The organism is Gordonia zhenghanii, assembly GCF_021738965.1.
Lineage (GTDB): Bacteria > Actinomycetota > Actinomycetes > Mycobacteriales > Mycobacteriaceae > Gordonia > Gordonia zhenghanii.
The window spans coordinates 471,924-494,486 of sequence record NZ_JAKKOQ010000001.1; the positions used below are offsets into that span (position 1 = coordinate 471,924).

Sequence of the window (22,563 nt, forward strand, 5' to 3'; positions counted from 1 at the left end):
GGGCGGCGCGAGTGGAGACCAACGGACAGGCAGGCAGACAGGTGGGAAACGTCCCGGCATGAGCGGCAACAAGATGTACGTCGGTGCACGACTACGCAGACTGCGCGCCGAACGCGGTCTCTCTCAGTTGACGATGGCGTCGACACTGGGCATCTCGGCGTCGTACCTGAATCAGATCGAGCACGACACCCGCCCGCTCACCGCCCCGGTGCTGGCCCGGATCACCGAGATCTTCGGTATCGACATCGGCTTCTTCGATCCGCAGGACGATGTGCGCCTGGTGGCCGAACTACGGGAGGCGCTCCTGGACGAGGACCTCGACTTCGATCCCGCGGCAAGCGACGCCAACGAGGTCTCCACGATGGTCAGCTCCCACCGCGTGATCGCCGAGGCCCTCGTCGGGATGTACAGCCGGTACCGGGTGGTGTCCGAGCAGTTGGCCGCCGCGACCGCCGGACGAGGCGACCACGGTGGCCGGGGAGCGATCTCCGCACCGCATGAGGAAGTCCGCAACTTCTTCTATCAACGCCGCAACTACGTCCACGAACTCGACGAGGCCGCCGAGAACCTGACCTCACGCATGCGGATGCACTCGGCGGATCTGCGCGCCGAGCTCACCGCGCGCCTCGAGGACGTCCACGGCGTCCGCATCGTGCGGCGCGTCGATCTCGGCGACAACGTGCTGCACCGCTTCGACCCCGAGCGTCGGCAACTCGAGTTCTCGGCTGCTCTGGGCGCCGGTCAACGCGGATTCAAAGTGGCAGCCGAACTCGCCTATCTGGAGTTCGACGACCTCATCACCGAACTCGTCGAGGGCGGCGGATTCTCCAGCGACGACGCGGCGGCGCTGGCCCGCCAGGGGCTGGCGAACTACTTCGCTGCGGCCGCGGTACTGCCGTACGCGCAGTTCCACGGGGCCGCCGAGGAGTTCCGCTACGACATCGAACGACTGTCGGCGTTCTACGCCGTCTCTTACGAGACCATCTGTCATCGGCTGTCGACGCTGCAGCGTCCGAACCTGCGCGGCGTCCCGTGGACGTTCGTCCGGGTCGACCGGGCAGGCAACATGTCCAAACGGCAGTCGGCGACGGGCTTCAACTTCTCCTCCAGCGGCGGCACCTGCCCGCTGTGGAACGTGTACGAGTCGTTCACCTCCCCGGGCAAGATCCTCACGCAGATCACCGAGATGCCCGACGGCCGCGACTACTTCTGGGTGTCCCGCACCGTCGAGCGCCGCGCCGCACGGTACGGCCAACCCGGAAAGACCTTCGCGATCGGCATGGGCTGCGAACTGCGGCACGCCAACCGCGTCATCTACTCGGACGGCGTCGAGATCGGAGCCGATGCGGCGAGGACGCCGATCGGCGCGGGCTGCCGCGTCTGCGACCGTCGCAACTGTCCGCAGCGCGCATTCCCTCCCCTGGGCTCGACGCTCAACATCGACGAGCACCGCAGCACCGTCTCCCCATACACGATGTCCTGAGCGCACGATGTCCTGAGCCGGGCCCTGGAATCCGATCCTGGACTACGGTCGAGACATGAGCACACCTCGCGTCTCACCCGGAGCCTTCGGCGACCTCGGCCCGATCAACTGGCTGGTGGTGCGGGCCATGTCGATCGCGACCGGCACCGACAACGCCCACATCTTCGCCACGCTCGGCCGCAGCAAAGGCCTGTTCCGCGGCTGGCTGCACTACTCGTCCCGCATGATGCCGTTCGGCGAACTGTCTCGGCGGGAGACGGAGATGATCATCATCCGCGTCGCCCACCGGCGTGAATGCGAGTACGAACTCGATCACCACCGCCGCCTCGGAGCCAGGGCCGGAATCGACGACGCAGCCTTCGCCGACATCGTCGAAGGCCCGGACGCGGGATGGGGCGACCGCGAACGAACGCTGCTGCTCGCCGCCGACGAACTCGTCGCCGACCGCGACCTGTCGGACACGACGTGGGACTCGCTCCGCAGACATCTCACCGAGCGTCAGGCCGTCGCGTTCGTCCTTCTCGTCGGCCAGTACGACTCCCTCGCCACCACGATCGGCGTTCTGCGCGTGCAACGCGACGAGTTCGCGTCGAGCCGTTGACGGGCTTCGCCCAACGCATGATGGGCAACCCGGCGTTCTCTCTGGTCTACGAGAAGGCCTGGCGACCGCTCTTCACTCGCGGCTTCAGCCTCGGCGGGTCGGGCACCGCCGACTACGACCGAGCCCTGCGTGCCTACCTCGCCCGCCCCGGCGAACGTCACGTCCTCGACGTGGCCTGCGGTCCGGGTAACTACAGCGACGACGCGGCACGCGGCCTCACCGGCGACGGCCGGTACATCGGCATCGACTACTCCGCGGCCATGCTCGCCCGAGCAGGCCACGACCACCGCGCCGAGCGAGTGACGTTCGTGCGCGGTGACGCCCACCGCCTGCCGTTCGCCGACGACTCCTTCGACACCGTCCTGTGTCTGGCCGCTCTCTACTTGATTCCGGACCCGCTGCCGGTCCTCGACGAGATGGCTCGAGTGTGTGCACCCGGCGGCGAGATCATCGTCTTCGCGTCGGCGCGGAGCTCGGTCGCAACACTGCCCGGCGGGGCGCTGGCGGCCGGACTCGCCGGTCTCCGAATCTTCGACCTGCACGAGTTGGTCGACCGGCTGCGATCACTCGGGCTCGAACACCTCGAACAGACAGTCACCGGCGTCGGCCAGTACGTCCACGCCCGAACACCGAAAGTCCCGTCATGACGAACCCTGTATTCACTCACCTCACCGGTCTCGCCGATCCGAACCCCGACGGGGAAGGCGACCGGCCCGCCATCAAACGCATCAACCGCAGCGACTCGGAGACCGTCGTGCGGTTGGCGTTCCGCGCGGGCCAGGTGATGGCCGAGCATCTCGCCGCCCACCCGATCCTGGTGCTCGGACAGACCGGCGCGATCGACTTCACCGTCGACGGACACACGGTCCGTCTGGAACCCGGATCAGCGGTCCGAGTCGACGCCCGCACTCCGCATTCACTGCATGCGGAGACCGATGGGACCGTCACGTTGGTGATCGTGCACGGCAGCTAGAGCTCCGGCTTCTTAGAACGCCCGGTAGTCCCGGGTCGACATCCGTGGACCGCGCCGCTCCGGCATACCGCTAGCCACCTCGCACAGTCGGATCACCCGGTATCGCTGACCGCGGTAGGGCTCGAGCAGTTCGAGCATGCGCCCATCGTCGATCCGCTCGCCGATCAGTGCGGTCCCCACCACCGACGGCGTGTGATAGTCGCCGACGGGAACCGCGTCCGGGTCGCCGAGCGCGCGGATCCGGGTGTGCGCGGCCGTCCACTCGCCGACACCGCGCAGCGCGGTCAGGACGTCGGCCTTCGACTCGACGTCGACGAGTGCCGCCGCCCGGACCGTCCTCATCCGGACCGGCTCGATGCCGCTTCGATGCCAGTCGGATTCGGTGATGTCGCGCCAGACCTCGCGGGGCGGCGGCACTCGCATGTCCGGCGGCACCGGTCCCGGCGCGGGCTCACCGTAACGGCCGAGCAGGTATCGCCAGCCTCGGTAGGCCTCGGTGCCGGTCACCTTCTGCTCCAGGATGGACGCGACGAGCGCCTCCCAGACGCGACTCGTGCGACCGATGCGCAGCCCCGGAGCGCGGGCGACGAGCCGCGCGAGGACCGGGTCGTCGACGCTCAGATCCTCCGGTCGGTCGGCGGCGCCCAGCATGTCGGGCGCCCGCTCGAGGAGCCACTGCGCTCCCGCGCCCCAGGCGCGAGCCGTGATCTGTCCACCGGTGCGGGCCACCGTCACCGTGCCCGGCCCGTCCGGAGTGTGGACGGAGCGCCAGATCGAACCGTCGGGCGCGACCCGATACGCCGGGTCCCCGGCACCACGCCGATGCACTCCGAGGACGGCTGTCATCCGAGTCGCCTCGGGGCACGCCCATCGACGGTGCGCAACGGTCACCGTGCCATTGTGCCGGAGCGAGACCAGAGGCGTCGTCTTGCGCCAGAGGGCATCGTTTCCATGCCACATCGGTCTGAACGGTTCTATCGACGGGCGGCGAGAAACACACTTGCTGTGTGACGACAAAAATTCTGCACAACGCCCGCTTGATCGACGGAACCGGCGCCGACGCCGTCCCCGACGCCGTTCTCGTGATCGATGACGGAAAGATCACCTACGCAGGGCCTTCCGCCGGAGCCCCGCAGATCGACGAGTCGACGAATCCCGTCCGCGTCGACGTCGGCGGCAACACCGTGACGCCGGGTTTCTTCGACTGCCACGTCCACTTGTCGCTTCCCGGCACCAAGGGCTCGCCCATCATGGCTGCGATGGTGCCCGAGTCGTATCGCTTCTTCGAGCTCATCGGACGCCTGAAGACGACGGTCGCCGCGGGCGTCACCACGGTCCGGGACCTGATGGGCGTCGACGTCGGGGTGCGCGACGCCGTCAAGCACGGGCTCGTCGAGGGCCCGCGCCTCCTGGTCGCCGACAAGATGTTCAGCCAGACGGGCGGCCACGCTGACTTCCACATCCCGTCCGGGCTGGACGGCACGGGATTGATCGGCGGGGTGATCGTCGACTCCGTCGATGAGGCACGCAAGGAGGCTCGCGCGCTGCTGCGTGAGGGCGTCGACGTCCTCAAGATCGCCTCGAGCGGCGGCGTCACTTCACCGTCCGACGATCCCGATTGGTTGGGCGCCCGCACCGAGATCGTCGCCGCGCTCGTCGAGGAGGCGCACAACTACGGCGGCCGCAAGGTCGCCGCGCACGCGATCGGTCTCGCAGGCATCCAGGCTGCGATTCAGGGCGGAGTGCAGAGCGTCGAGCACGGCTATGCACTCACCGACGAGTTGCGGACCGAGATGGTCGAGCGCGGCCAGTTCCTCGTGCCGACGCTCATCGAGACACTCAAACCCGACACCGCGACCCCGCAGGCCGTCGCGAAGAGCAGCAAATGGCATGCACTGGCTCACGAGTCGATCCAGGCCTCCGTCGAGGCCGGAATCAAGGTCGCCGTCGGCACCGACGCCGGTCTGGTCCCCGACCACGGCGACACGCTCGGCGAACTCGGCTGCCTGGTGAAGTTCGGCGGCATGACCCCGATGCAGGCGATCGTCGCGGGCACCAAGACCTCGGCGGAGCTCTGCGATGTCGCCGAGACCCTCGGCACCCTCGAAGCCGGCAAGCTCGCCGACGTCGTCGTCGTGAAGGGCGATCCGACCACCGACATCGACTCGCTCGCCGACAAAGACAACATCCTGCTCGTACTCAAGGAGGGAAAGGCCGCCAGCAACCGCGGGGCCTACACGATCTGATGTGCACTCGTGTCCTCTGGCCGGACGCCGACGGTTCGGTCATCGTCGGCCGGAACATGGACTTCCACCAGAATCTCCACACCAACCTCTGGAAGCTTCCGCGCGGCGTCAAACGTGACGACCGTGTCGACGGCGCGTTCACGTGGACTGCCAAGTACGGCAGCGTCGTCGCAGGCGTCTACGACATCCTGTCGACCGACGGCCTCAACGAGAAGGGGCTCGCAGGCCACATCCTCTGGTTGGCCGAGTCGGACTACGGCACGCCGTCGTCCTCGCGCACCCAACTCGCGATGTCGGTGTGGCTGCAGTTCTATCTCGACAACTTCATGACGGTCGACAAGGCCGTCGCGTGGTCGAACGAGCACAACCCCCAGGTCGTTCCGATGGCCGACCCGACGGGCAAGAGCAAGCCTGCGCTCCACCTCGCCCTCGACGACGCGACCGGAGACTCGGCGATCTTCGAGTACATCGACGGGGAGTTGAGGATCTTCCACAGCCGGGATCACCTGGTGATGACGAACTCGCCGACCTACGACAAACAACTCGAGTTGGTGCGCAAGTACCAGGGGCTGGGCGGTGACGACCCCCTGCCGGGTACGTGTCTCGCGGCCGATCGGTTCGCCCGCGCGTTGTACTACGTCAACGACCAACCGACACCGACGTCACAGGTCCAGGCGATGGCCGCCATGATGAGCATCATTCGGAACTGTGCGCAGCCGTTCCGCAATCCGGAGCCGGGCAAGCCGGACGCGTCTCAGACGCTGTGGCAGGTCGTGATCGACCTGACGAACCTCCGGTACGCGTTCGAATCGACGACCACCCCCAACTTGGTGTGGGTCGACCTGGCCGATCTCGACTTCGCCGAGGGCTCCGGGGAGGCCAAGCTCGACCTCCTGAGCGAACTCGCGGTCCAGGGCGGTATCGCAGGTGAAGTCCACGCCCATTTCCGCAAGCATCACAGGTTCCACATCGTCTCGATCAAACAGGCCGAGCTCATCGGTGAAGCCGTCGTAGAGGCGACCAAGTCGCGTAGCAGCGTGAAGTCCGCGGAACGTCGTGTCCGCGAGATTCACGAGCTCGTCGAGAAGAAGCTGGTCGCAGTCGTCGACGCCGAATAGCCGCACGGCGACGGGTCCTGAAGAAAGTAGCGATGTCCCACGCTTTACCCGATCACCTAGGTCCTGCCGACGAGAACGAGATGCTGACCCTGGTCACCGAAGTCGGTAACGCCCTCAACCGCTCGTCCTATCCGGTACCGCGGACCACCCAAGTGCTCCAGGAGATCTGCGCGGCGTACGACACCGACATCGCGGCGCAGGTGTTCGCGAACTATCTCATCGTGCTCGACCGCGACGCGAACCAGATCCAGATCACGAACACCGGGCCCATCTACCGGTTCGATCAGATCGCCGACACCGAGAGCATCGTGCACCAGGTTCGTCACGGCGAGCTCTCGCCTCGCGCCGCGATCGACGCATTGCAGAAGATCGCGGACTCACCGCCACCGGTGAACACCGTCCTACGCGCTGCAGGCTATGCGTTGATGGCGTTGGGCTTCGCGTTCTGTTTCCGCATGAGCGTCACCGCGACGATCGCCGCCGTCGCCGTCTCGATCCCGTTGGCAGGCGTCATACTCTGGGGGCACGTCAAGGGAACGCTTGCCGCACTCATGCCGGTGCTGCTGACCTTCGTTTCCGCGTTAGCCATCACACTCTGGGCGGTACACGGCGGCCTGGAAGACCCTGTTCGACTCGCCGTGATCCCTGTCGTGACGCTCATTCCCGGAGCCGCCCTGGCCACCGGGCTGATCGAGATCACGGCGGGCGACATGGTCGCCGGGACGTCCCGGCTGGTGTACGCACTCGTGATTCTGTTATCCATGGCATTCGGGCTGGCGTTGGCGATCGACATCGCAGGGATCACGTCGGCCGATCTACAAGACCTCACGAACTCACAGGCGCCCTCGTGGGTTCTGGCCTTGTCCGCACCGGTGTTCGCGATCGGAGCGATGTTGTACTTCTGCACCCCGCGATCCCTGTGGTTCTGGGTGATCGGCCTCTCGATCGGCAGCTTCTGGCTCAACATCGCCTTGGCCAAGGTCATGCAGTCGGCGTTCGCAGGCGGTGTCGCGGTCGGCGCCGCCCTGTTAGTCGCGTGGGCGATCAACGCCCACGTGAAGAGCCGTCCGAGTGTGCTGTCGATGTTCCTCCCCACCTTCTGGCTCATGGTCCCCGGGTCATTGGGGTTCGTCGCCGTCAGCGGGGCCATCACCGCCGACCAACAGTTGGGAAGCCTCGGGACCAATGCTGCGCTGTCGTTGCTCAGCATGGCGGTCTCGATGATGATCGCGAGCGTGATCGCGCCTCTGATCACGGGGCGACTGCCGCGATTGCGCAGAACCCCGAACCACCGAGCCCCGTCCGGCAACCGCCACCGATGAGGAGCGTCGCCGAACGGGGTCTGGGCCGAACGGGGTCTGGGTGTTCTTTACAGGTTGATCATGTGACCGATCGCGCCGTGGAAGGTCTCCTGCAGCGCTTCGCTCATGGTCGGGTGGGTGTGGACGTTGCGCGCCAGTTCTTTGGCGGTCAGGTCCCACTTCTGCGCGAGGGTCAGCTCGGGCAGCATCTCGGAGACGTTGTCGCCGACCAGGTGGCCGCCGATCAACTCGTCGTCGGCGCCGTCGGTGATCAGTTTGACGAAGCCTGCCGGAGCTCCGAGGCCCTGCGCCTTGCCGTTGGCCGAGAACGGGAACTTGGTGACCTTGACGTCGTAGCCTTCGGCCTTCGCTTGCTCTTCGGTGAGACCGAAGGACGCGACCTGCGGCTGGCAGAACGTGGCGCGCGGCATCATCCGGTAGTCGCCGAGCGGCATGGTCTCGGCGCCTGAGATGGTCTCGGCGGCGACGACGCCCTGGGCTTCGGCGACGTGCGCGAGCTGCAGCTTGGCGGTGACGTCGCCGATCGCGTAGATGCCGTCGACGTTGGTCCGCATCCGGTCGTCGATGGCGATGGCTCCGCGGTCGGTGAGTTCGACGCCGGTCTTCTCCAGGCCGAAGCCTTCGACGCGCGGTGCGAATCCGACCGACATGAGGACCTTGTCGACGGTCAGACTGCCGTCGTTGCCCTTGGCGTCCTTATAAGACACGACCACCTGGCTGCCCTGGTCGTCGATGGTCTGCACGCCGGTGCCGGTCATCAGTTTGATGCCGAGCTTCTTGTACGCCTTGGTCATCTCCTTGGAGACGTCGGCGTCCTCGTTCGGCAGGATACGAGGCATGAACTCGACGATGGTGACGTCGACGCCGTAGTTGGCCAGCACGTAGCCGAACTCCATGCCGATGGCGCCCGCGCCGACGATCACGATCGACCTCGGGAGGTCCCGCGTCATGATCTGGGTCTCGTAGGTGACGACGTTCTCGCTCAATTCGACACCGGGCAGGAGTTTGACGGTGGAGCCGGTGTCGATGATGACGTCGTCGAACGTGATCTCGCGGTCGCCGACCCTGATGGTCTTGGCGTCGACGAACGTCCCGTAGCCGTCGATCTCGGTGATCTTGTTCTTCTTCATCAGGAAGTGGACGCCCTTGACGATGCCGTCGGACACGGTCCGACTGCGATCGAACGCTGCACCGAAGTCGAACGACACGTCTCCGCTGATCCCGAAGGTCTTCGCTTCGTGATTGAAGACGTGCGCGAGTTCCGCGTTGCGGAGCAGTGCCTTGGACGGGATACAGCCCACGTTCAGACAGACACCGCCCCACCACTTCTCTTCGATGACGGCAGTCTTCTTGCCGAGTTGGGAGGACCGGATCGCGGCCACATACCCACCAGGGCCACCACCGAGGACAACTGTTTCAAAATGTTCAGCCACGACGTCAAGCCTAACGCGCGTCGTCAGGTCGCGACGCGTGTCCGTGATGGACATTTTCAATCAATGTTTGAATCAACGATTGATTAGTGGTTCACTTCACGTCATGGCGACAGACGTGACGCGCACCCGACTCCTCGACGCCGCCGAGCAACTGCTCACCACCACGCCATACGAGGATCTGCGGCTGCGCGCGGTCTGCGCTCAGGCCGGCGTGAACCCAGCAGCCGTCCACTATCACTTCGGCTCCCGAGAAGCCCTGGTGACAGCGCTACTCCAAGACCGGCTGGAACCGTTCTGGGCCGCAGCCCTCGACGAGTTGGCCCACGGCCGCGCCACCGTCCGCGAGATCGTCGACGCGATTCTCGCCCCACTCGCCCGACTTAGGGACGACCCCGTCGCCGCATCGCTGCTCAAACTGCTCGGCCGTTTCGTCCTGGCGCGCCCCGACCTGCCGTGGACCGCCACCTGGTTCCAGACCCAGGCTTGGGTGGCCATTCTCACGTCGGCGACCGGGGTCGACGACGCCACCGCTCGCCGTCGGTGGCGGTTCGCGTTCGCGATCCTGATGACCGAGCTCTCCGCGCCGACTCCACCGAGCGTCGCCGCCGTCGACGCACTCGGCGACTTCCTCACCGCGGGCCTGAGCGCCCCGCTCTCGACTGCCCCGCTCGCAACTGCCCCGACCGACTGATCAGCCCGAACCGAAGGAAACACCAGCCCATGTCTCCCCTGTCCACCACCGATCCGTTCGCCCCCGCCACGCTGGGGCCGATCACTCCCCGTAACCGGCTCATCAAATGTGCGACGTTCGAAGGTCGCACCCCCGACGCTCTGGTGAGCGACGACCTCATCGAGTTCCATCGGGAGGTCGCCGCGGGAGGAGTCGGGATCAGCACGGTCGCGTACTGCGCTGTGAGCCCGGAGGGACGCACGGACCGCCACCAGATCTACCTGCGCCCCGAGGCGGCCGACGGCCTCCGGCGACTCACCGACGCGATCCACGGCGGAGGCGCGTTGGCCGCCGCACAGTTCGGCCACGCCGGACCCGTCGCGAACTCGATTTCCAACCGTGCCGCCGCGCTCGGGCCGGGACGCATCCCCGCGCCGATGGGCATGGCACTGACCCGACGGATGGACGCCGACTCGATCGCGACGTTGACCCGCCAGTTCGCGGACGCGGCGCGTCTGGCCGTCGACTGCGGCTTCGACGCGATCGAGATTCACTGCGGCCACAACTATCTCCTCAGCTCGTTTCTGTCGCCCCTGTTGAATCATCGACAGGACAACTACGGCCGCACCGTCGAAGGGCGCGCGCGGCTGGCCCGCGAGGTCATCGAAGCCGTGCGCGAGGCCGTCGGCGATCAAGCCGCGGTGTGGGCCAAGCTCAGCATGTTCGACGGGGTCGGGAAGCCCGGCGTCGGCAGGGGCGGCCACCCGTGGAGCGGACTCAACGTCGACCAGGCCTGCGAGACGGCCCGTCTGTTCGAGGCTGACGGATTCCTCGACGCCATCGAGCCGACCGCGGGCAGCTCGTTGCTCAACCCGATGTACCTGTTCCACGGTGAGGCGCCACGGACCGAGTTCGCGGCGGCGTTCGACGGCGTGATGCGCGTCGGCCTCAAGGCTGCGGCTCCCGTGTTCCTCAAGCACTACCCGTATCGGGACGCCTACCTGCTGCCCTTGGCGCAGGAACTCCGCAAGGCGGTGTCGATGCCGTTGATCCTCCTCGGCGGCGTCACCGACCGGTCGTCGATGCAGACCGCTCTCGACGAGGGATTCGACTTCGTCGCGATGGGTCGCGCACTGCTGCGCGAACCCGATCTGCCGCTGATGATCCAGAACGATCCGTCGACGACGTCCCGATGCGTGCACTGCAATCTGTGCATGCCGACCATCTACTCGAAGACGCGTTGCCCAATTCGTGACGGAGAAGTTCCGGATCCCCTGTCACCTGCAGGTTCATCCGAATAGACGACCTGGGTTTGCGGGGTTCGAGTTTCACTCCCGCGCCAATAGTGCTACGGATTACTTAGTCCGTTCGGGGGGAACGACCCTCGATTGTCTACCGGCTGAGAAGCCTCACCGGCCCGGCAGAGTTTCGCATTCGCCGGGTCGGCTACGTATCGGAGGCACGATGGCAGACGCGCCAGCAACCCAAGACTTCGCCGCACCCAGTCCCAAAGCCATTCGCAAGGCGATCACAGGGTCGGCGATCGGTAACGCGACCGAGTGGTACGACTACGGCGTCTACGCCGCGACCACCACATATCTCACCGATGCCTTCTTCCCCGGGGAGATGGGCGGGATCGGCACGATGCTCGGTTTCGCCGTGTCATTCGTGCTGCGGCCGCTCGGCGGCTTCGTCTGGGGTCCGATCGGCGACAGGCTGGGCCGCAAGGCCGTTCTCGCCATGACGATCCTGCTGATCTCGGTGGCCACGGCGCTGATCGGTGTGCTGCCGACGCACGCCTCCGTCGGTGTCTGGGCCCCGGTTCTGCTGATCCTGCTGCGCGTGGTGCAAGGCTTCTCCACGGGCGGCGAGTACGGCGGCGCGGCGACCTTCATGGCCGAGTACGCGCCGGACAACAAACGCGGCAAGCTGGGCAGCTTCCTGGAGTTCGGCACCCTCGCAGGTCTGTCGGCCGGTACCGGCTTCGTGTTGATCATGACCACGCTCGCGGACCACAACATCTTGCTGGACACCGACGACATGGCGACCTGGGGTTGGCGTGTCCCGTTCCTGTTCGCACTGCCACTCGGCCTGGTCGGCCTGTACCTGCGGTCCCAGCTCGACGACTCCCCGGTGTTCACCGAGGTCGACAACGAGCGCAGCAAGGAAGCTCACGACAAGCACATCGACGAGCCGTCGATGCTCGGGCAGCTCAAGACGACCATCGTCGACTACTGGAAGCCGATCGTCATCATGTTCGGCATGGTCGTGGCTCTCAACGTCACGCAGTACACGCTGTTGGCCTACCAGCCGGACTATCTGAAGAACACGCTCGGCATGGACGAGACGCAGGGCTCGATCGTGATCCTCATCGGGCAGGTCGCGATGATGGCGCTCATCCCGTTCTTCGGAGCGCTGTCCGACAAGGTCGGCCGCAAACCCATGTGGTGGACGTCGCTGATCGGGCTGTTCGTCTTCGCACTTCCGATGTACTGGCTGATGGGTCAGGGACTGGCGTGGGCGATCATCGGATTCCTGATCCTCGGCCTGTTGTACCTGCCGCAGCTCTCCACGATCTCGGCGACGTTCCCGGCGATGTTCCCGACGCACGTTCGCTACGCAGGCTTCGCGATCGCGTACAACGTGTCGACCGCTGCGTTCGGCGGCACCGCCCCGCTCGTGAACGAGTCCGTAGTCGAGAGCACCGGCTGGCTCGAGTTCCCGGCGTTGTACATGATGCTCGCCTGCGTGGTCGGCATGGTCGCCCTCGCCTTCCTCAAGGAGACTGCGGGCGCGTCGCTGCGCGGCACCGACATCCCCGAGCAGCACGCAGGCCCGGAGACCGAGGTCGAACTCGCGAAGACGACGGGCTAGTGCCCGCTGCCGCAGGTCTCACCCGCCGCCGAACCGAACCACGGCATTCGCCTGCGCGCAGGGTTCCGCCGTCGCTGTTGAGGAACGCCGAGACGGTCTTGGCGATCACGTGCTCCATCCGCACGTCCTTCTCACCGGTACGCAGGTTGATCCGCGCCGTCGATTTGAACTCGAGCCGATCGGACTCCCCCGCCTCGGGGAGTTCACCGATCGGTGCAACGTCCGGGCGCTGGAAGCGGGCAGCGGCGAGCCCATAGACGAACTGATCCTCCAGATGTGCGGCCGGTCTCACCGCAGACAAGCATATCGACGCAGCATCGGCCCTATGCCGTTCACCGCAGCACTCCGCACGTAACGTGGATCCGGTGACCGATGCGAACACGAACGACCCGCACCTGTGGCTCGAACAGATAGACAGCGACGAGGCGCTCGACTGGGTGCGCGCCCACAACGCCCCGACCGTCGACGAGTTGACCGGCTCGGAGCGGTTCACGCAGATGCAGGCGGACACGCTCGAGATACTCGACACCGACGACCGAATCCCGTACGTGCGGCGTCGCGGGGAGTATCTCTACAACTTCTGGCGGGACGCGGCGCATCCGTACGGCCTGTGGCGGCGGACGACGCTCGAGCAGTACCGCGCGAATTCACCCGAGTGGGACGTGCTGATCGACGTCGACGCCCTGCGCGACGCGGAGGGCGAGAACTGGGTGTGGGCTGGGGCGTCCATGTTGCGACCCGACTACGAGCGCGCACTGGTCTCGCTGTCGCGCGGCGGAGCCGACGCGACCGTGGTCCGCGAGTTCGACGTCGCGTCCCGCGACTGGGTCGACGGCGGCTTCGCGCTGCCGGAGAACAAATCGAACGTCTCGTGGATCGATCGCGACACCGTGTACGTGGGCACCGAGTTCGGCGAACAGCCCGACGGCGAGGGCTCGTGGACGTCGTCCGGGTACCCGCGCGTGGTGAAACGGTGGAGACGCGGCACCGACCTCGCCGACGCGCAGACGGTGTTCACCGGGAGCGTCGCCGACGTCGCGATCGGGGCGGGCTTCGATCCGACGCCGGGCTACGAGCGCCACTTCGTGTACCGGGCGACGGACTTCTACAACAGTGACGACTTCGAGATCGTCGACGACGAACTCGTCTCCATCGATGTCCCGTCCGACGCGTCGCACGCCGTGCATCACAACCATCTGATGGTGTCGCCGAAGTCCCCGTGGACCGTCGGCGGCGTCGAGCGCGCCCCGGGATCGCTGATCGTGTTCGACTACCCCGCTTTCCAGGCGGGCGATCGCACCCACCGCGTGCTCTTCGAACCGGACGAGCACACGAGCCTGCAGGACTACGCGTTCACCCGCTCGCGGCTCGTCCTGACGACGTTGCACGACGTCGCGACCCGGCTGCAGACATTCGAGATCGACACGTGGGAGCCTGCCGAGCTCGCGGGCGTCCCCGAGTTGGCGACCGTCGGCGTCCTCGACGTCGATCCCGAGCACAGCGACGAGATCTGGCTGTCGTCCAGTTCGTTCACCCAGGCGCCGTCGCTGCTGTACGGCGACGCCACGACCGGCGTGGCGCCGATCAAGTCGTCGCCCGAGCACTTCGACGCGGCGAACGTCGTCGCCGAACAGTTCTTCGTGACCTCCGACGACGGAGCCGACGTCCCCTATTTCGTCGTCAAACGCGACGACGTGACGACCGGGCCGACCCTCCTCTACGGATACGGCGGATTCGAGAACTCGTTGACCCCCGGCTATCTGGGAGTGACGGGTCGCAATTGGATCGCGCGCGGCGGGACCTTCGTGTACGCGAACATCCGGGGCGGCGGCGAGTACGGTCCGACGTGGCACACCCAGGCCCAGAAGGCCGGCCGCCACCTCGTGTACGAAGACTTCGCGGCCATCGCCCGCGACCTCGTCGCACGCGGTCTGACGACACCGCAGACGCTCGCTGCTCGCGGCGGCTCCAACGGCGGGCTGTTGATGGGTGTCATGACGACGAACTACCCGGAACTGTTCGGCGCACTCGTCTGCCAGGTCCCGCTGATCGACATGCGGCGCTATCACCTGCTGCTGGCAGGCGCGTCGTGGATGGCCGAGTACGGCGATCCCGACGACCCGTCCGACTGGAAGTTCATGTCGAAGCACTCGCCCTATCAGCGAGTCCGCGCCGACGTCGAGTACCCCGAACTCCTGGTGACGACGTCGACGCGCGACGATCGAGTCCATCCCGGCCACGCTCGCAAGTTCACGGCGCGGTTGGAGGAGACCGGACACCGGGTCCGGTACTACGAGAACATCGAAGGCGGCCACGGCGGCGCCGCGGACAACAAGCAGTCGGCCTTCAAGGAGGCCCTGGCGTACGAGTTCCTATGGCAGACAGTCGGCGCGCGAGGCTCGGTGTGAACCGTCTTCGCGCAGTGGCGGTCGCCTGTCTGCTCGTCGTCCCACTCGGGGTCGGCGCGTGTTCGAGTGCGGCGTCGAACGACGCGGGCGCCGACCGCGACTGCATCACCGAATTCGATGCGAACACCGACTACTTCCCGAACAAGTCGACGATCACCGACGCTTCCGGCCTGAGCATCGAATACCACAAGTCGTACCAGGTCATGACGGTCAAGGAACCGATGGCGGGCGCCGCGCCCGTGTCGTATGTCCTGGTCCGCTGCGGTGCGCCTGCCCCGAGACTCGACGGTGCGCTCGCCGACGCACCTCAGGTCCAGGTCCCGATCCGCACCATGTATTCGGGGTCGACGACGCATCTTCCCGCGATGGCCGCGTTGGGCGCCGCCGACACGGTGACCGGCGTCAGTTCCGCCGACTACGTGTCGACGCCGGAGATCCGTTCGCGCATCGACGCCGGACAGGTGAAACAGTATGCGGACGCCGGCGTCCCGAACGTGGAGCGCGTGATCGCCGCGCGTCCCGACGTCCTGGTCTCCGACGGCTACGAGGACGCGTCGCTCGCCAAGCTCCGGCAGGCCGGGGTCACGGTCCTGTCCGACGCCGACTGGCTGGAGAACGGACCGTTGGGTCGCGCCGAGTGGATCAAGTTCTTCGCCGCCCTCACCGGACGTGAGAAGAAGGCCGCCGACGTGTTCGACGAAGTGAAGCGCGACTACAACGCGGTCGCGACGAAGGTCGCGAACGCGCCGAAGACCGACGTGCTGCTCGGCGGCATCGAGAACGGCGCGTGGACGATGGCCGCGGGCGGGAGTTACTTCGGGCGCATCATTCGCGACGCTCACGGCGAGTACCCGTGGGCAGGCGATCAGTCGACGGGGTCGGCACGCCTGTCCATCGAGTCGGTCATCGACCGGTCGCGGAACGCCGACGCCTGGATTCTGTCGGACATGACGGTCAACTCGCTCGCCGAGCTGTATCAGCAGGACGAGCGGTACCGCGTGTTCGCACAGCCTGCGAAGCAGGCGTGGAACTCGACCAAGGCGGTCAGCGAGACCGGCGGCAACGACTACTTCGAGCGCGGCGTCCTGCGACCCGACCTCGTCCTGGGCGACGTCGCCGCCGTCCTGCATCCTGAGCTGTTCCCCGACCACGACTTCGCGTTCTACCGGCAACTGCCCGCACAGTGACCCTTACGCGGCGGACCGTGTGGACGGTGCTGATCGTCGTGGCCGTCGCATCGGTGTTGGCGACGGCCTCCATCGGTGCGGTCGTCGTCCCGCTCGCCGACGTCTTCGATGTGTTGACCGGCGGCGCTGCCGCCGACGACGGTCACGACGCCATCCTCCGACTCGTCCGCCTGCCGCGTATCGCGACGTCGGCGATGGCGGGCGCCGCCCTCGGTGTCGCAGGTCTGCAGATGCAGACCCTGTTCCGGAACGCGTTGGCCGACCCCTACATCCTCGGGGCGAACTCGGGCGCCAGTCTCGGCGTCGCGGTCGTCGCGCTCGCCGGCGGCGCGAGTGGCCCGGCGTTCGTCGGGGTGCTCGCCGGTTGGGGCCGCCTCGGCATCGTGCTCGCGGCCGCGGCGGGTGCGGCAGCCGTTCTCGCGGTGATCCTCCTGCTCGCGGTGTGGGTACGCAATGCCGTCACCCTGCTGTTGATCGGGGTGATGCTCGGATCGGTCACCGGAGCCCTGGTCTCCGTCCTCATCGTGTACGCCGACCCGAACGCGGTGCAGAAGTACATGATCTGGGGTCTCGGCACGTTCTCGTCCGCGTCGTGGAGCGACCTCGCCGTGGCCGCGCCGATCGTCGCCGCGACCATCGCGGCCGCGTTCTTCACTGTCCGCCAACTCAACGCGCTCCTCCTCGGCGAGGGCTATGCGCGCTCGATGGGCGTCGACCTGCGGGTGGCGCGCACGGTCACTCTGCTGGCGGCCGCTCTGCTGACCGGGGTGGTCACCGCGTTCTGCGGGCCCGTCGGATTCCTCGGACTCGTGATTCCGCACCTCGTTCGCGGCCTGCTGCGGACATCGGACCACCGACCGTTGATCCCCGGCTGTGCACTCGTCGGAGCCACCCTCGCCGTATGGTGCGGAACCCTCGCCGACCTGCCGGGCGAACAGATGTCGTTGCCGCTCAACGCCGTCACCGCCGTCATCGGCGCACCCGTCGTGATCACCGTGCTGCTGCGCGGACGCAAAGAGGGAGGCATCGTATGACCGGACTCGCACTCCGCGATCTCACGATCGGCTACCGTGGCCGTCGCGGACGGACTGTCGCGTCCGACCTGTGTGCGACCGCGGAGACCGGGCGCCTCACCTCGCTGATCGGACCGAACGGGGCGGGCAAGTCGACGCTGCTGCGCACCGTGTGCGGACTGCAGCCGCCACTGTCGGGGACGGCGGCTCTCGCCGACGGCACCGAGGTCTCGTCGCTTCCGGCGGCGACGCTCGCGCGACGCATCGCCGTCGTCACCACCGACGCCGTCGATCCTGGACGACTGACCGCGTACGACGTGGCTGCGCTCGGCCGCACCCCCTATCTGTCGCCGACCGGACGCATGTCCGCCAGCGACCGGGCCCGGACCGGCGACGCACTGGACGCGGTCCGCGCGAGCCATCTCGCCGACCGGCCGTTCCACGACCTGTCCGACGGCGAACGTCAACGTGTCCTCGCCGCCCGGGCGCTCGCCCAGGAGCCGGAACTACTGGTGCTCGACGAGCCGACGTCGCATCTCGACGCCCCGTCGCGCGTCGAGTTCCTCGACCTGCTGGCGGCTCTCGCGCGCGAGCAGTCGATCGCCGTCCTCATGTCCTCGCACGAACTCGAGTTGGTGATGCGGCTGTCCGACGAGGTCTGGCTGCTGCGCGGCGACGGCGACATGGACACCGGTTCGCCTGCGGAACTCGCCCGCGACGGCTCGGTGTCCGCCGCGTTCGACCGTGGCCGACTCCGCTTCGACGCCGATCAGTTCGCCTTCGTCATCGACGACCGGCGACCCCACGCACAATGAGTCCGGCGACCACGACGAGGGCTCCGGCCGCACCCACGACCAGGGAGACGGTCACCAAGTCGGACGAGACCCCGTCGGCGACCACTTCGACTGTTCGACGAGCAGCCTCGTCGGTGTCGGCCGCCTTCTCGCCTGCGAGCGAGCGGATGTACTGCGCGATCGCGTAGGCGCCCGCGGCCGCGAGGAGGACGCCGACGCCCAGCCAGGCGAGGACGGTGCTCCGCCGGTTCGCGGTGAGCAACGCGAGAGCGGCGGCGACGATCGCGACGATCACCGAGATCCACGACGTGGACGTCACCAGGTCGCCCGTCGACTCCATCGATCCGGCGGTCAACCGGTGTTGGTCGATGCCGATGTAGATGGGCCGGTCGACGGACACCGGGACCGGCAGACTCGCCGACGCGAGCACCCGGTTGACCATCGGTGTGACGTTCACATCCATGACGTGGGTGTCCGTGTCCGGTCCCGGCGCGGTGAACAGCCAGTCGTGCTGCTGCCGCGCGATGTCCTGGAAGTCCTGCACGAATCCGTCGCTGCGCGTGTAGTCACGGGCGAGCGGCTCCACGACGGCCCCCGCCAGCGGAATGCTGGTCTGGTCTTCGACGGACGCGGTGATCTTCTGCGTGAAGTAGTCCTGCACCTCGGCGTTGCGTGCGGCGGCACCTGCCGACGCCGTGAACCCGTCAGCCGAGACCACTCGCTGCGACACCCACATGCTGGGCACGGCGACGATCACGGCGATCATCGCAATGACGGTGAACAGTCCGGAGGCAACACTTCGCACCCCGCCGAGGTTACCGGAGACCGGGAAGGCGTCACTCCCCGACGAGGTCGCGTGCACGCCCGACGATCATCGGGTCGGGCGCCGAGACGATCGTCTCGTCCTTGCCGTCGTAGTCGTGAAGGCTGAGGACGTACCGCATGGCGTTGATGCGGGCGCGTTTCTTGTCGTTGCTCTTCACGACGGTCCACGGCGCGTGGTCGGTGTCGGTGTCCAGGAACATCTGCTCCTTGGCCTCGGTGTAAGCCTCCCAGCGGTCGAGCGACGCGAGGTCCATCGGCGACAGCTTCCACTGCCGCACGGGGTCGATCTGCCGGATCGCGAAGCGGGTCCGCTGTTCGAGCGGAGTCACCGAGAACCAGAACTTGACCAGGTGGACGCCGTCGTCGACGAGCATCCGCTCGAACGCCGGAGCCTGTTTCATGAACTGGTTGTACTGCTCGGGCGTGCAGAAGTTCATGACCCGCTCGACCCCGGCGCGATTGTACCAGGAGCGGTCGAAGAAGACCATCTCGCCCGCGGCGGGCAGATGCTGCACATACCGCTGGAAATACCACTCGGTGGACTCCCGTTCGGACGGCTTCTCCAGTGCTACGACGCGCGCGCCGCGCGGGTTCAGATGTTCGTTGAACCGTTTGATCGTTCCGCCCTTGCCCGCGGCGTCGCGGCCCTCGAACAACAGCAGGTGACGCTGACCGGTCTGCTTAGACCATTTCTGCAGCTTCAACAGCTCGATCTGGAGTCGACGCTTGGTGACCTCGTACTCGCGACGGCTCATCCGCTCGTCGTACGGGTAGTCCTCACGCCAGGTGTCGACGACGTTGCGTTCGGGCAGCGTCACCAGGATCGGATCGTCGTCATCGTCGTCGACGATCGCGAACCCGCTGGTGTCGCGCAGATCGACGATCCGCTGCAGTGCTTCGCGGCCCGAGACGAGGCTTAGGTCTGGACCGGTGGCCTGCTGCGGTCGCACGTGTCCGTCGATGTTCTCCACGCACTCAAGGCTAACGCTGCGCGGCCGATTCGGCTCAGTGGATGTCGACCGAACCCGACTTCACGCAGTACTGCCCGGTGTTCGAGTCGTACGCCGCACCGAATCCGCCTGCGCACACCGCGCCTTCGGGACCCGCGTACGCCCGCCCGCCCCAGCCGCCGACGGCGATCGAGGTTCCGCCGTCGCGTGCCATCGAGATCGACGTCGATCGCGGGCCGGTGGAGAACGAGTATCCGGTGCCGCCTCGGACGCCGCTCGACAGCGCCTGTGACTGCGGCTGCAGGTTGACGGCCGTCGCGCTTCCACGCTGGGTCGCCACCGCGGTCGCGACGCCGCTGTCGCTGGTGTCGCGGGCGTCGGCGCGCGATCCGGGGCCCGCGTTGGCGATGCAGTGACTCAAGCCGTCAGCGCGCTCGACCCGGTTGTTGTCGGTGGCCGAACACGTGGTGTCGGCCGATGCGGTCCCACCACCGAAGAGAGCCATTGCGCCGATCGCTGCGCCGCCTGCAATACCCGCGAACAGAACCCGGATACCGTTGCTCCCCTTGAAAATTCGCACGCTTAAATCCTCTCCCGCGCTGGCGCGGTCACCGTGATGAGTTGCGTCCGCCGAGCGAGCGGAGCCGACCCCGATCCTACTCTCGCGTAGCCCCCGAGGGGGCGATCGTTACCGACGCGATGCACAAGGGTCGACCCCACCTGAAGCCAGTCGGATTCAGGCGGGGTCGTTCGGGTGTTCGCGGGTGTTCACCGCGGCACGCGGTTGGTCAGGAACGTCGCTTGGCTTCTTCGGTGAGACCCTTCTTCGCGGTGTCGACAGCCACTTTCTGTCCACGCTTGATGATCAGTCCGGGCATCTTGATCTTGAGATCGACGGTCAACTCGAAGGAGACGTGCGAGCCGTCGCCCTTCGGGGTGACGGTGTACTTGCCTTCCTGCTGCGCCAACTGCGAGCTCTCGACGAGGCTCCAGGCGCACGTGTTCTCGGTCCAGGTGTAATCGAGGACCTGATCGTCGGTGATCCCGACGGCAGTCACGGACGCCTCGACGCGTGCCGGGCTTCCGTCCTCGTGTTCGGTGAGGATCTTCGCCGACTTGTGGGGCCCCGACCATTCGGGGAGGGCCTCGACGTCGAGCAGGATCTCCATGATGACCGACGGCGGGGCGTCGATATCGAATTCCGTAGTTGCAGTGACAGCCATGGCGATGAATCTACCCGGCCGAGGAGAGCAACGGCCCGATTTCTCCCACCACGTGTTCGAGCGGTTCCAGACTCCGGTGGGCACGGCACAGGACGACGGCGCCTTCGATCGCGGCGAGGGTCGTCACCGCCAACGATCGGGACCGGTCGCCGTCGACGCCGCGAGAGCGAAGGCTCGCCGCGAGCCCGTCCTCCCAACGGACGAACTGCCGCTCGGCGATGTCGGCGATCGCCGGGTCGGTCTCACGAGCGGTCGCGGCAGCCGAGACCACGTTGCCCGCAGCGAAGTCGGTGTCGGCGAGCATGCGCCGCCACATGTCGGCGATGTCGGCGACGAGGTACGCGGGCGACGATCGGGCGGCCTGCGCCAATCCGTCGTCGATCCGATCCGCTCCGTACAGGACCGCCTCGGCGAGGATCTCGGATCGTCCGCCGGGAAAATGGTGGTATACCGAGCCACGCGATGCGTCGGCGGCCGCGAGGACGTCACCGATCGACGTTCCGGCGACGCCCTTGCGGGCGATGAGGTCGGCGGCCTGAGCCACCATCTCGGCGCGAGGCGACATCATTCAGGGAAGGGTCATTCGAGGAAGGTCGCGCGCAGGGTGTCTGTGACGGACTCGTCCAGCCCCAATCCGTCGGCGAAGTACCGCTCGAGCGAGCCGAAGCGCGTGTCGACCTCGTCGAACGCAGCGACCAGGTACTCCTCGCGGACACCGAGTATCGGCAGCAGCAGGTCGGGGTCTCCGCCCGCTGCGGCGAAGGCGTCGAAGACCGGTTTCAGCGCAGGTACCAGGCGCTCGTTGGTGAGCAGGTAGTCGGTGAAGACGTCCTCGCGCGACACGCCGAGAATGGTCAGCAGAACGGCTGCTGCCCACCCGGTCCGATCCTTGCCGGTGGTGCAGTGGAACGCAACGGGCGCGGCGTCTTGGCCTGCGAGCCCCTGGAAGAAGCGGCGGTAGGCGGTGTGTGCGCTCGGCAGGTCGACGATGCTCCGGTACGTCCCGGTGATCGCCGCAACCGCCTGGCCGCCGCTCAACTCGGCGTTGACTTTGGCCGCCATCGCCGGATTGTCGAGGAAATGACGGAGGTTGGCGGGGATCGCGGTCGACGAGTCCGCGAGCACGTCCAACGGAAGATTGACGACACCGTCGAACTCCGGGTCGGGAGTGGCCGCACGTTCACTGGCCGAACGCAAGTCGTAGACGGTGCGCACCCCCAACGACTCGAAGCGCCGCGCGTCGGAGTCGGTCAGTGCGCTGAAGTCGGCGGTGCGGTACACCCGTCCGGCCTTGACTCGCCGACCGTCCGCGGTCGGCCAGTCGCCGAGGTCTCGTAGGTTCGGGAGAGACGCGATCGGACTCGGAGCTCCGGGCTCGACGTTCGAGGTCTGCTCAGCAGTCATGGATCGAGATTATCCCGGACCGATCGCCGATAGTCTGAG

The 22,563-nt window shown here is 66.9% G+C and carries 22 protein-coding genes; 14 read left to right on the forward strand and 8 right to left on the reverse strand.

The genetic code is table 11. From position 1 onward, the window contains the following. Positions 1-58 precede the first annotated feature (58 nt). The 4 genes from ramB to L5G32_RS02060 are packed head-to-tail and all read left to right on the forward strand — an operon-like array spanning position 59 to position 3,057. Positions 59-1,483 (forward strand): acetate metabolism transcriptional regulator RamB, encoded by a 1,425-nt coding sequence (gene ramB / locus L5G32_RS02045; RefSeq protein WP_237009337.1) that lies wholly within the window; start codon positions 59-61, stop codon positions 1,481-1,483. 55 nt (positions 1,484-1,538) lie between these two features. Continuing rightward, the gene (locus L5G32_RS02050) at positions 1,539-2,084 is read left to right on the forward strand and encodes a carboxymuconolactone decarboxylase family protein (RefSeq protein WP_237009338.1); all 546 of its coding nucleotides are present in this window, start codon (positions 1,539-1,541) and stop codon (positions 2,082-2,084) included. Then, on the forward strand, positions 2,081-2,731 hold the full coding sequence (locus L5G32_RS02055) for a class I SAM-dependent methyltransferase (protein ID WP_237009339.1): 651 nt from the start codon (positions 2,081-2,083) through the stop codon (positions 2,729-2,731). The genes L5G32_RS02050 and L5G32_RS02055 overlap by 4 nt, the downstream gene beginning before the upstream one ends. Continuing rightward, positions 2,728-3,057, forward strand: coding sequence for a cupin domain-containing protein (locus L5G32_RS02060; RefSeq protein ID WP_237009340.1), 330 nt, complete (start codon positions 2,728-2,730; stop codon positions 3,055-3,057). Before L5G32_RS02055 ends, L5G32_RS02060 begins: the two co-directional genes overlap by 4 nt. A gap of 12 nt (positions 3,058-3,069) precedes the next feature. Here the strand turns inward: L5G32_RS02060 and L5G32_RS02065 are convergent, their stop codons facing one another. After that, positions 3,070-3,903 carry a DNA-3-methyladenine glycosylase family protein gene (locus L5G32_RS02065; RefSeq protein ID WP_237009622.1) on the reverse strand — a complete coding sequence of 278 codons (834 nt, stop codon included), beginning with the start codon at positions 3,901-3,903 and terminating at the stop codon, positions 3,070-3,072. Between the two features lie 161 nt (positions 3,904-4,064). Between L5G32_RS02065 and L5G32_RS02070 the strand changes: the two genes are divergently transcribed. The 3 genes from L5G32_RS02070 to L5G32_RS02080 are packed head-to-tail and all read left to right on the forward strand — an operon-like array spanning position 4,065 to position 7,743. After that, entirely contained in the window at positions 4,065-5,303 is a 1,239-nt protein-coding gene (locus L5G32_RS02070) for a metal-dependent hydrolase family protein (protein ID WP_237009341.1), read from the forward strand. Further along, the gene (locus L5G32_RS02075) at positions 5,303-6,421 is read left to right on the forward strand and encodes a linear amide C-N hydrolase (RefSeq protein WP_237009342.1); all 1,119 of its coding nucleotides are present in this window, start codon (positions 5,303-5,305) and stop codon (positions 6,419-6,421) included. Before L5G32_RS02070 ends, L5G32_RS02075 begins: the two co-directional genes overlap by 1 nt. Before the next feature lie 32 nt (positions 6,422-6,453). Next, a complete protein-coding gene (locus L5G32_RS02080; protein ID WP_237009343.1) occupies positions 6,454-7,743 on the forward strand; it encodes a threonine/serine exporter family protein in 1,290 nt (429 codons plus the stop codon). A gap of 47 nt (positions 7,744-7,790) precedes the next feature. Here L5G32_RS02080 and lpdA read toward each other — a convergent pair whose 3' ends face one another. Beyond that, positions 7,791-9,176: a dihydrolipoyl dehydrogenase gene (lpdA, locus tag L5G32_RS02085; protein ID WP_237009344.1), complete on the reverse strand. Its 1,386-nt coding sequence runs from the start codon at positions 9,174-9,176 to the stop codon at positions 7,791-7,793. A gap of 103 nt (positions 9,177-9,279) precedes the next feature. Between lpdA and L5G32_RS02090 the strand changes: the two genes are divergently transcribed. The 7 genes from L5G32_RS02090 to L5G32_RS02125 all read left to right on the forward strand — a co-directional run bounded on the left by L5G32_RS02090 (position 9,280) and on the right by L5G32_RS02125 (position 18,143). Then, positions 9,280-9,867, forward strand: a complete 588-nt coding sequence (locus L5G32_RS02090) for a TetR/AcrR family transcriptional regulator (RefSeq protein WP_237009345.1) — start codon at positions 9,280-9,282, stop codon at positions 9,865-9,867. A 29-nt stretch (positions 9,868-9,896) separates the two neighbouring features. Then, a complete protein-coding gene (locus L5G32_RS02095) occupies positions 9,897-11,147 on the forward strand; it encodes an NADH:flavin oxidoreductase (RefSeq protein WP_237009346.1) in 1,251 nt (416 codons plus the stop codon). Between the two features lie 163 nt (positions 11,148-11,310). After that, on the forward strand, positions 11,311-12,720 hold the full coding sequence (locus tag L5G32_RS02100) for an MFS transporter (RefSeq protein ID WP_237009347.1): 1,410 nt from the start codon (positions 11,311-11,313) through the stop codon (positions 12,718-12,720). Between the two features lie 356 nt (positions 12,721-13,076). Then, on the forward strand, positions 13,077-15,128 hold the full coding sequence (locus tag L5G32_RS02110) for a prolyl oligopeptidase family serine peptidase (RefSeq protein ID WP_308192004.1): 2,052 nt from the start codon (positions 13,077-13,079) through the stop codon (positions 15,126-15,128). Then, positions 15,095-16,315 (forward strand): ABC transporter substrate-binding protein, encoded by a 1,221-nt coding sequence (locus L5G32_RS02115; protein ID WP_237009349.1) that lies wholly within the window; start codon positions 15,095-15,097, stop codon positions 16,313-16,315. Before L5G32_RS02110 ends, L5G32_RS02115 begins: the two co-directional genes overlap by 34 nt. Positions 16,316-16,341: 26 nt before the next feature. After that, positions 16,342-17,349 carry a FecCD family ABC transporter permease gene (locus L5G32_RS02120; RefSeq protein ID WP_237009350.1) on the forward strand — a complete coding sequence of 336 codons (1,008 nt, stop codon included), beginning with the start codon at positions 16,342-16,344 and terminating at the stop codon, positions 17,347-17,349. Then, the gene (locus tag L5G32_RS02125) at positions 17,346-18,143 is read left to right on the forward strand and encodes an ABC transporter ATP-binding protein (RefSeq protein WP_237009351.1); all 798 of its coding nucleotides are present in this window, start codon (positions 17,346-17,348) and stop codon (positions 18,141-18,143) included. The genes L5G32_RS02120 and L5G32_RS02125 overlap by 4 nt, the downstream gene beginning before the upstream one ends. On the opposite strand, the gene L5G32_RS02130 is transcribed toward L5G32_RS02125, so the two are convergent. The 6 genes from L5G32_RS02130 to L5G32_RS02155 form a co-directional block, all read right to left on the reverse strand. Further along, entirely contained in the window at positions 18,112-18,927 is an 816-nt protein-coding gene (locus L5G32_RS02130) for a hypothetical protein (RefSeq protein WP_237009352.1), read from the reverse strand. The two genes, L5G32_RS02125 and L5G32_RS02130, sit on opposite strands and share 32 nt — an antisense overlap. Positions 18,928-18,958: 31 nt before the next feature. Next, on the reverse strand, positions 18,959-19,909 hold the full coding sequence (gene ppk2, locus L5G32_RS02135) for a polyphosphate kinase 2 (protein ID WP_237009623.1): 951 nt from the start codon (positions 19,907-19,909) through the stop codon (positions 18,959-18,961). 43 nt (positions 19,910-19,952) lie between these two features. Continuing rightward, positions 19,953-20,477, reverse strand: coding sequence for a DUF6764 family protein (locus L5G32_RS02140; protein ID WP_237009353.1), 525 nt, complete (start codon positions 20,475-20,477; stop codon positions 19,953-19,955). A 208-nt stretch (positions 20,478-20,685) separates the two neighbouring features. Next, the gene (locus L5G32_RS02145) at positions 20,686-21,120 is read right to left on the reverse strand and encodes an SRPBCC family protein (RefSeq protein WP_237009354.1); all 435 of its coding nucleotides are present in this window, start codon (positions 21,118-21,120) and stop codon (positions 20,686-20,688) included. Between the two features lie 10 nt (positions 21,121-21,130). Continuing rightward, positions 21,131-21,688, reverse strand: coding sequence for a TetR/AcrR family transcriptional regulator (locus tag L5G32_RS02150; RefSeq protein WP_237009355.1), 558 nt, complete (start codon positions 21,686-21,688; stop codon positions 21,131-21,133). A gap of 11 nt (positions 21,689-21,699) precedes the next feature. Further along, positions 21,700-22,524 (reverse strand): tyrosine-protein phosphatase, encoded by an 825-nt coding sequence (locus L5G32_RS02155; protein WP_237009356.1) that lies wholly within the window; start codon positions 22,522-22,524, stop codon positions 21,700-21,702. Between the last annotated feature and the right edge of the window lie 39 nt (positions 22,525-22,563).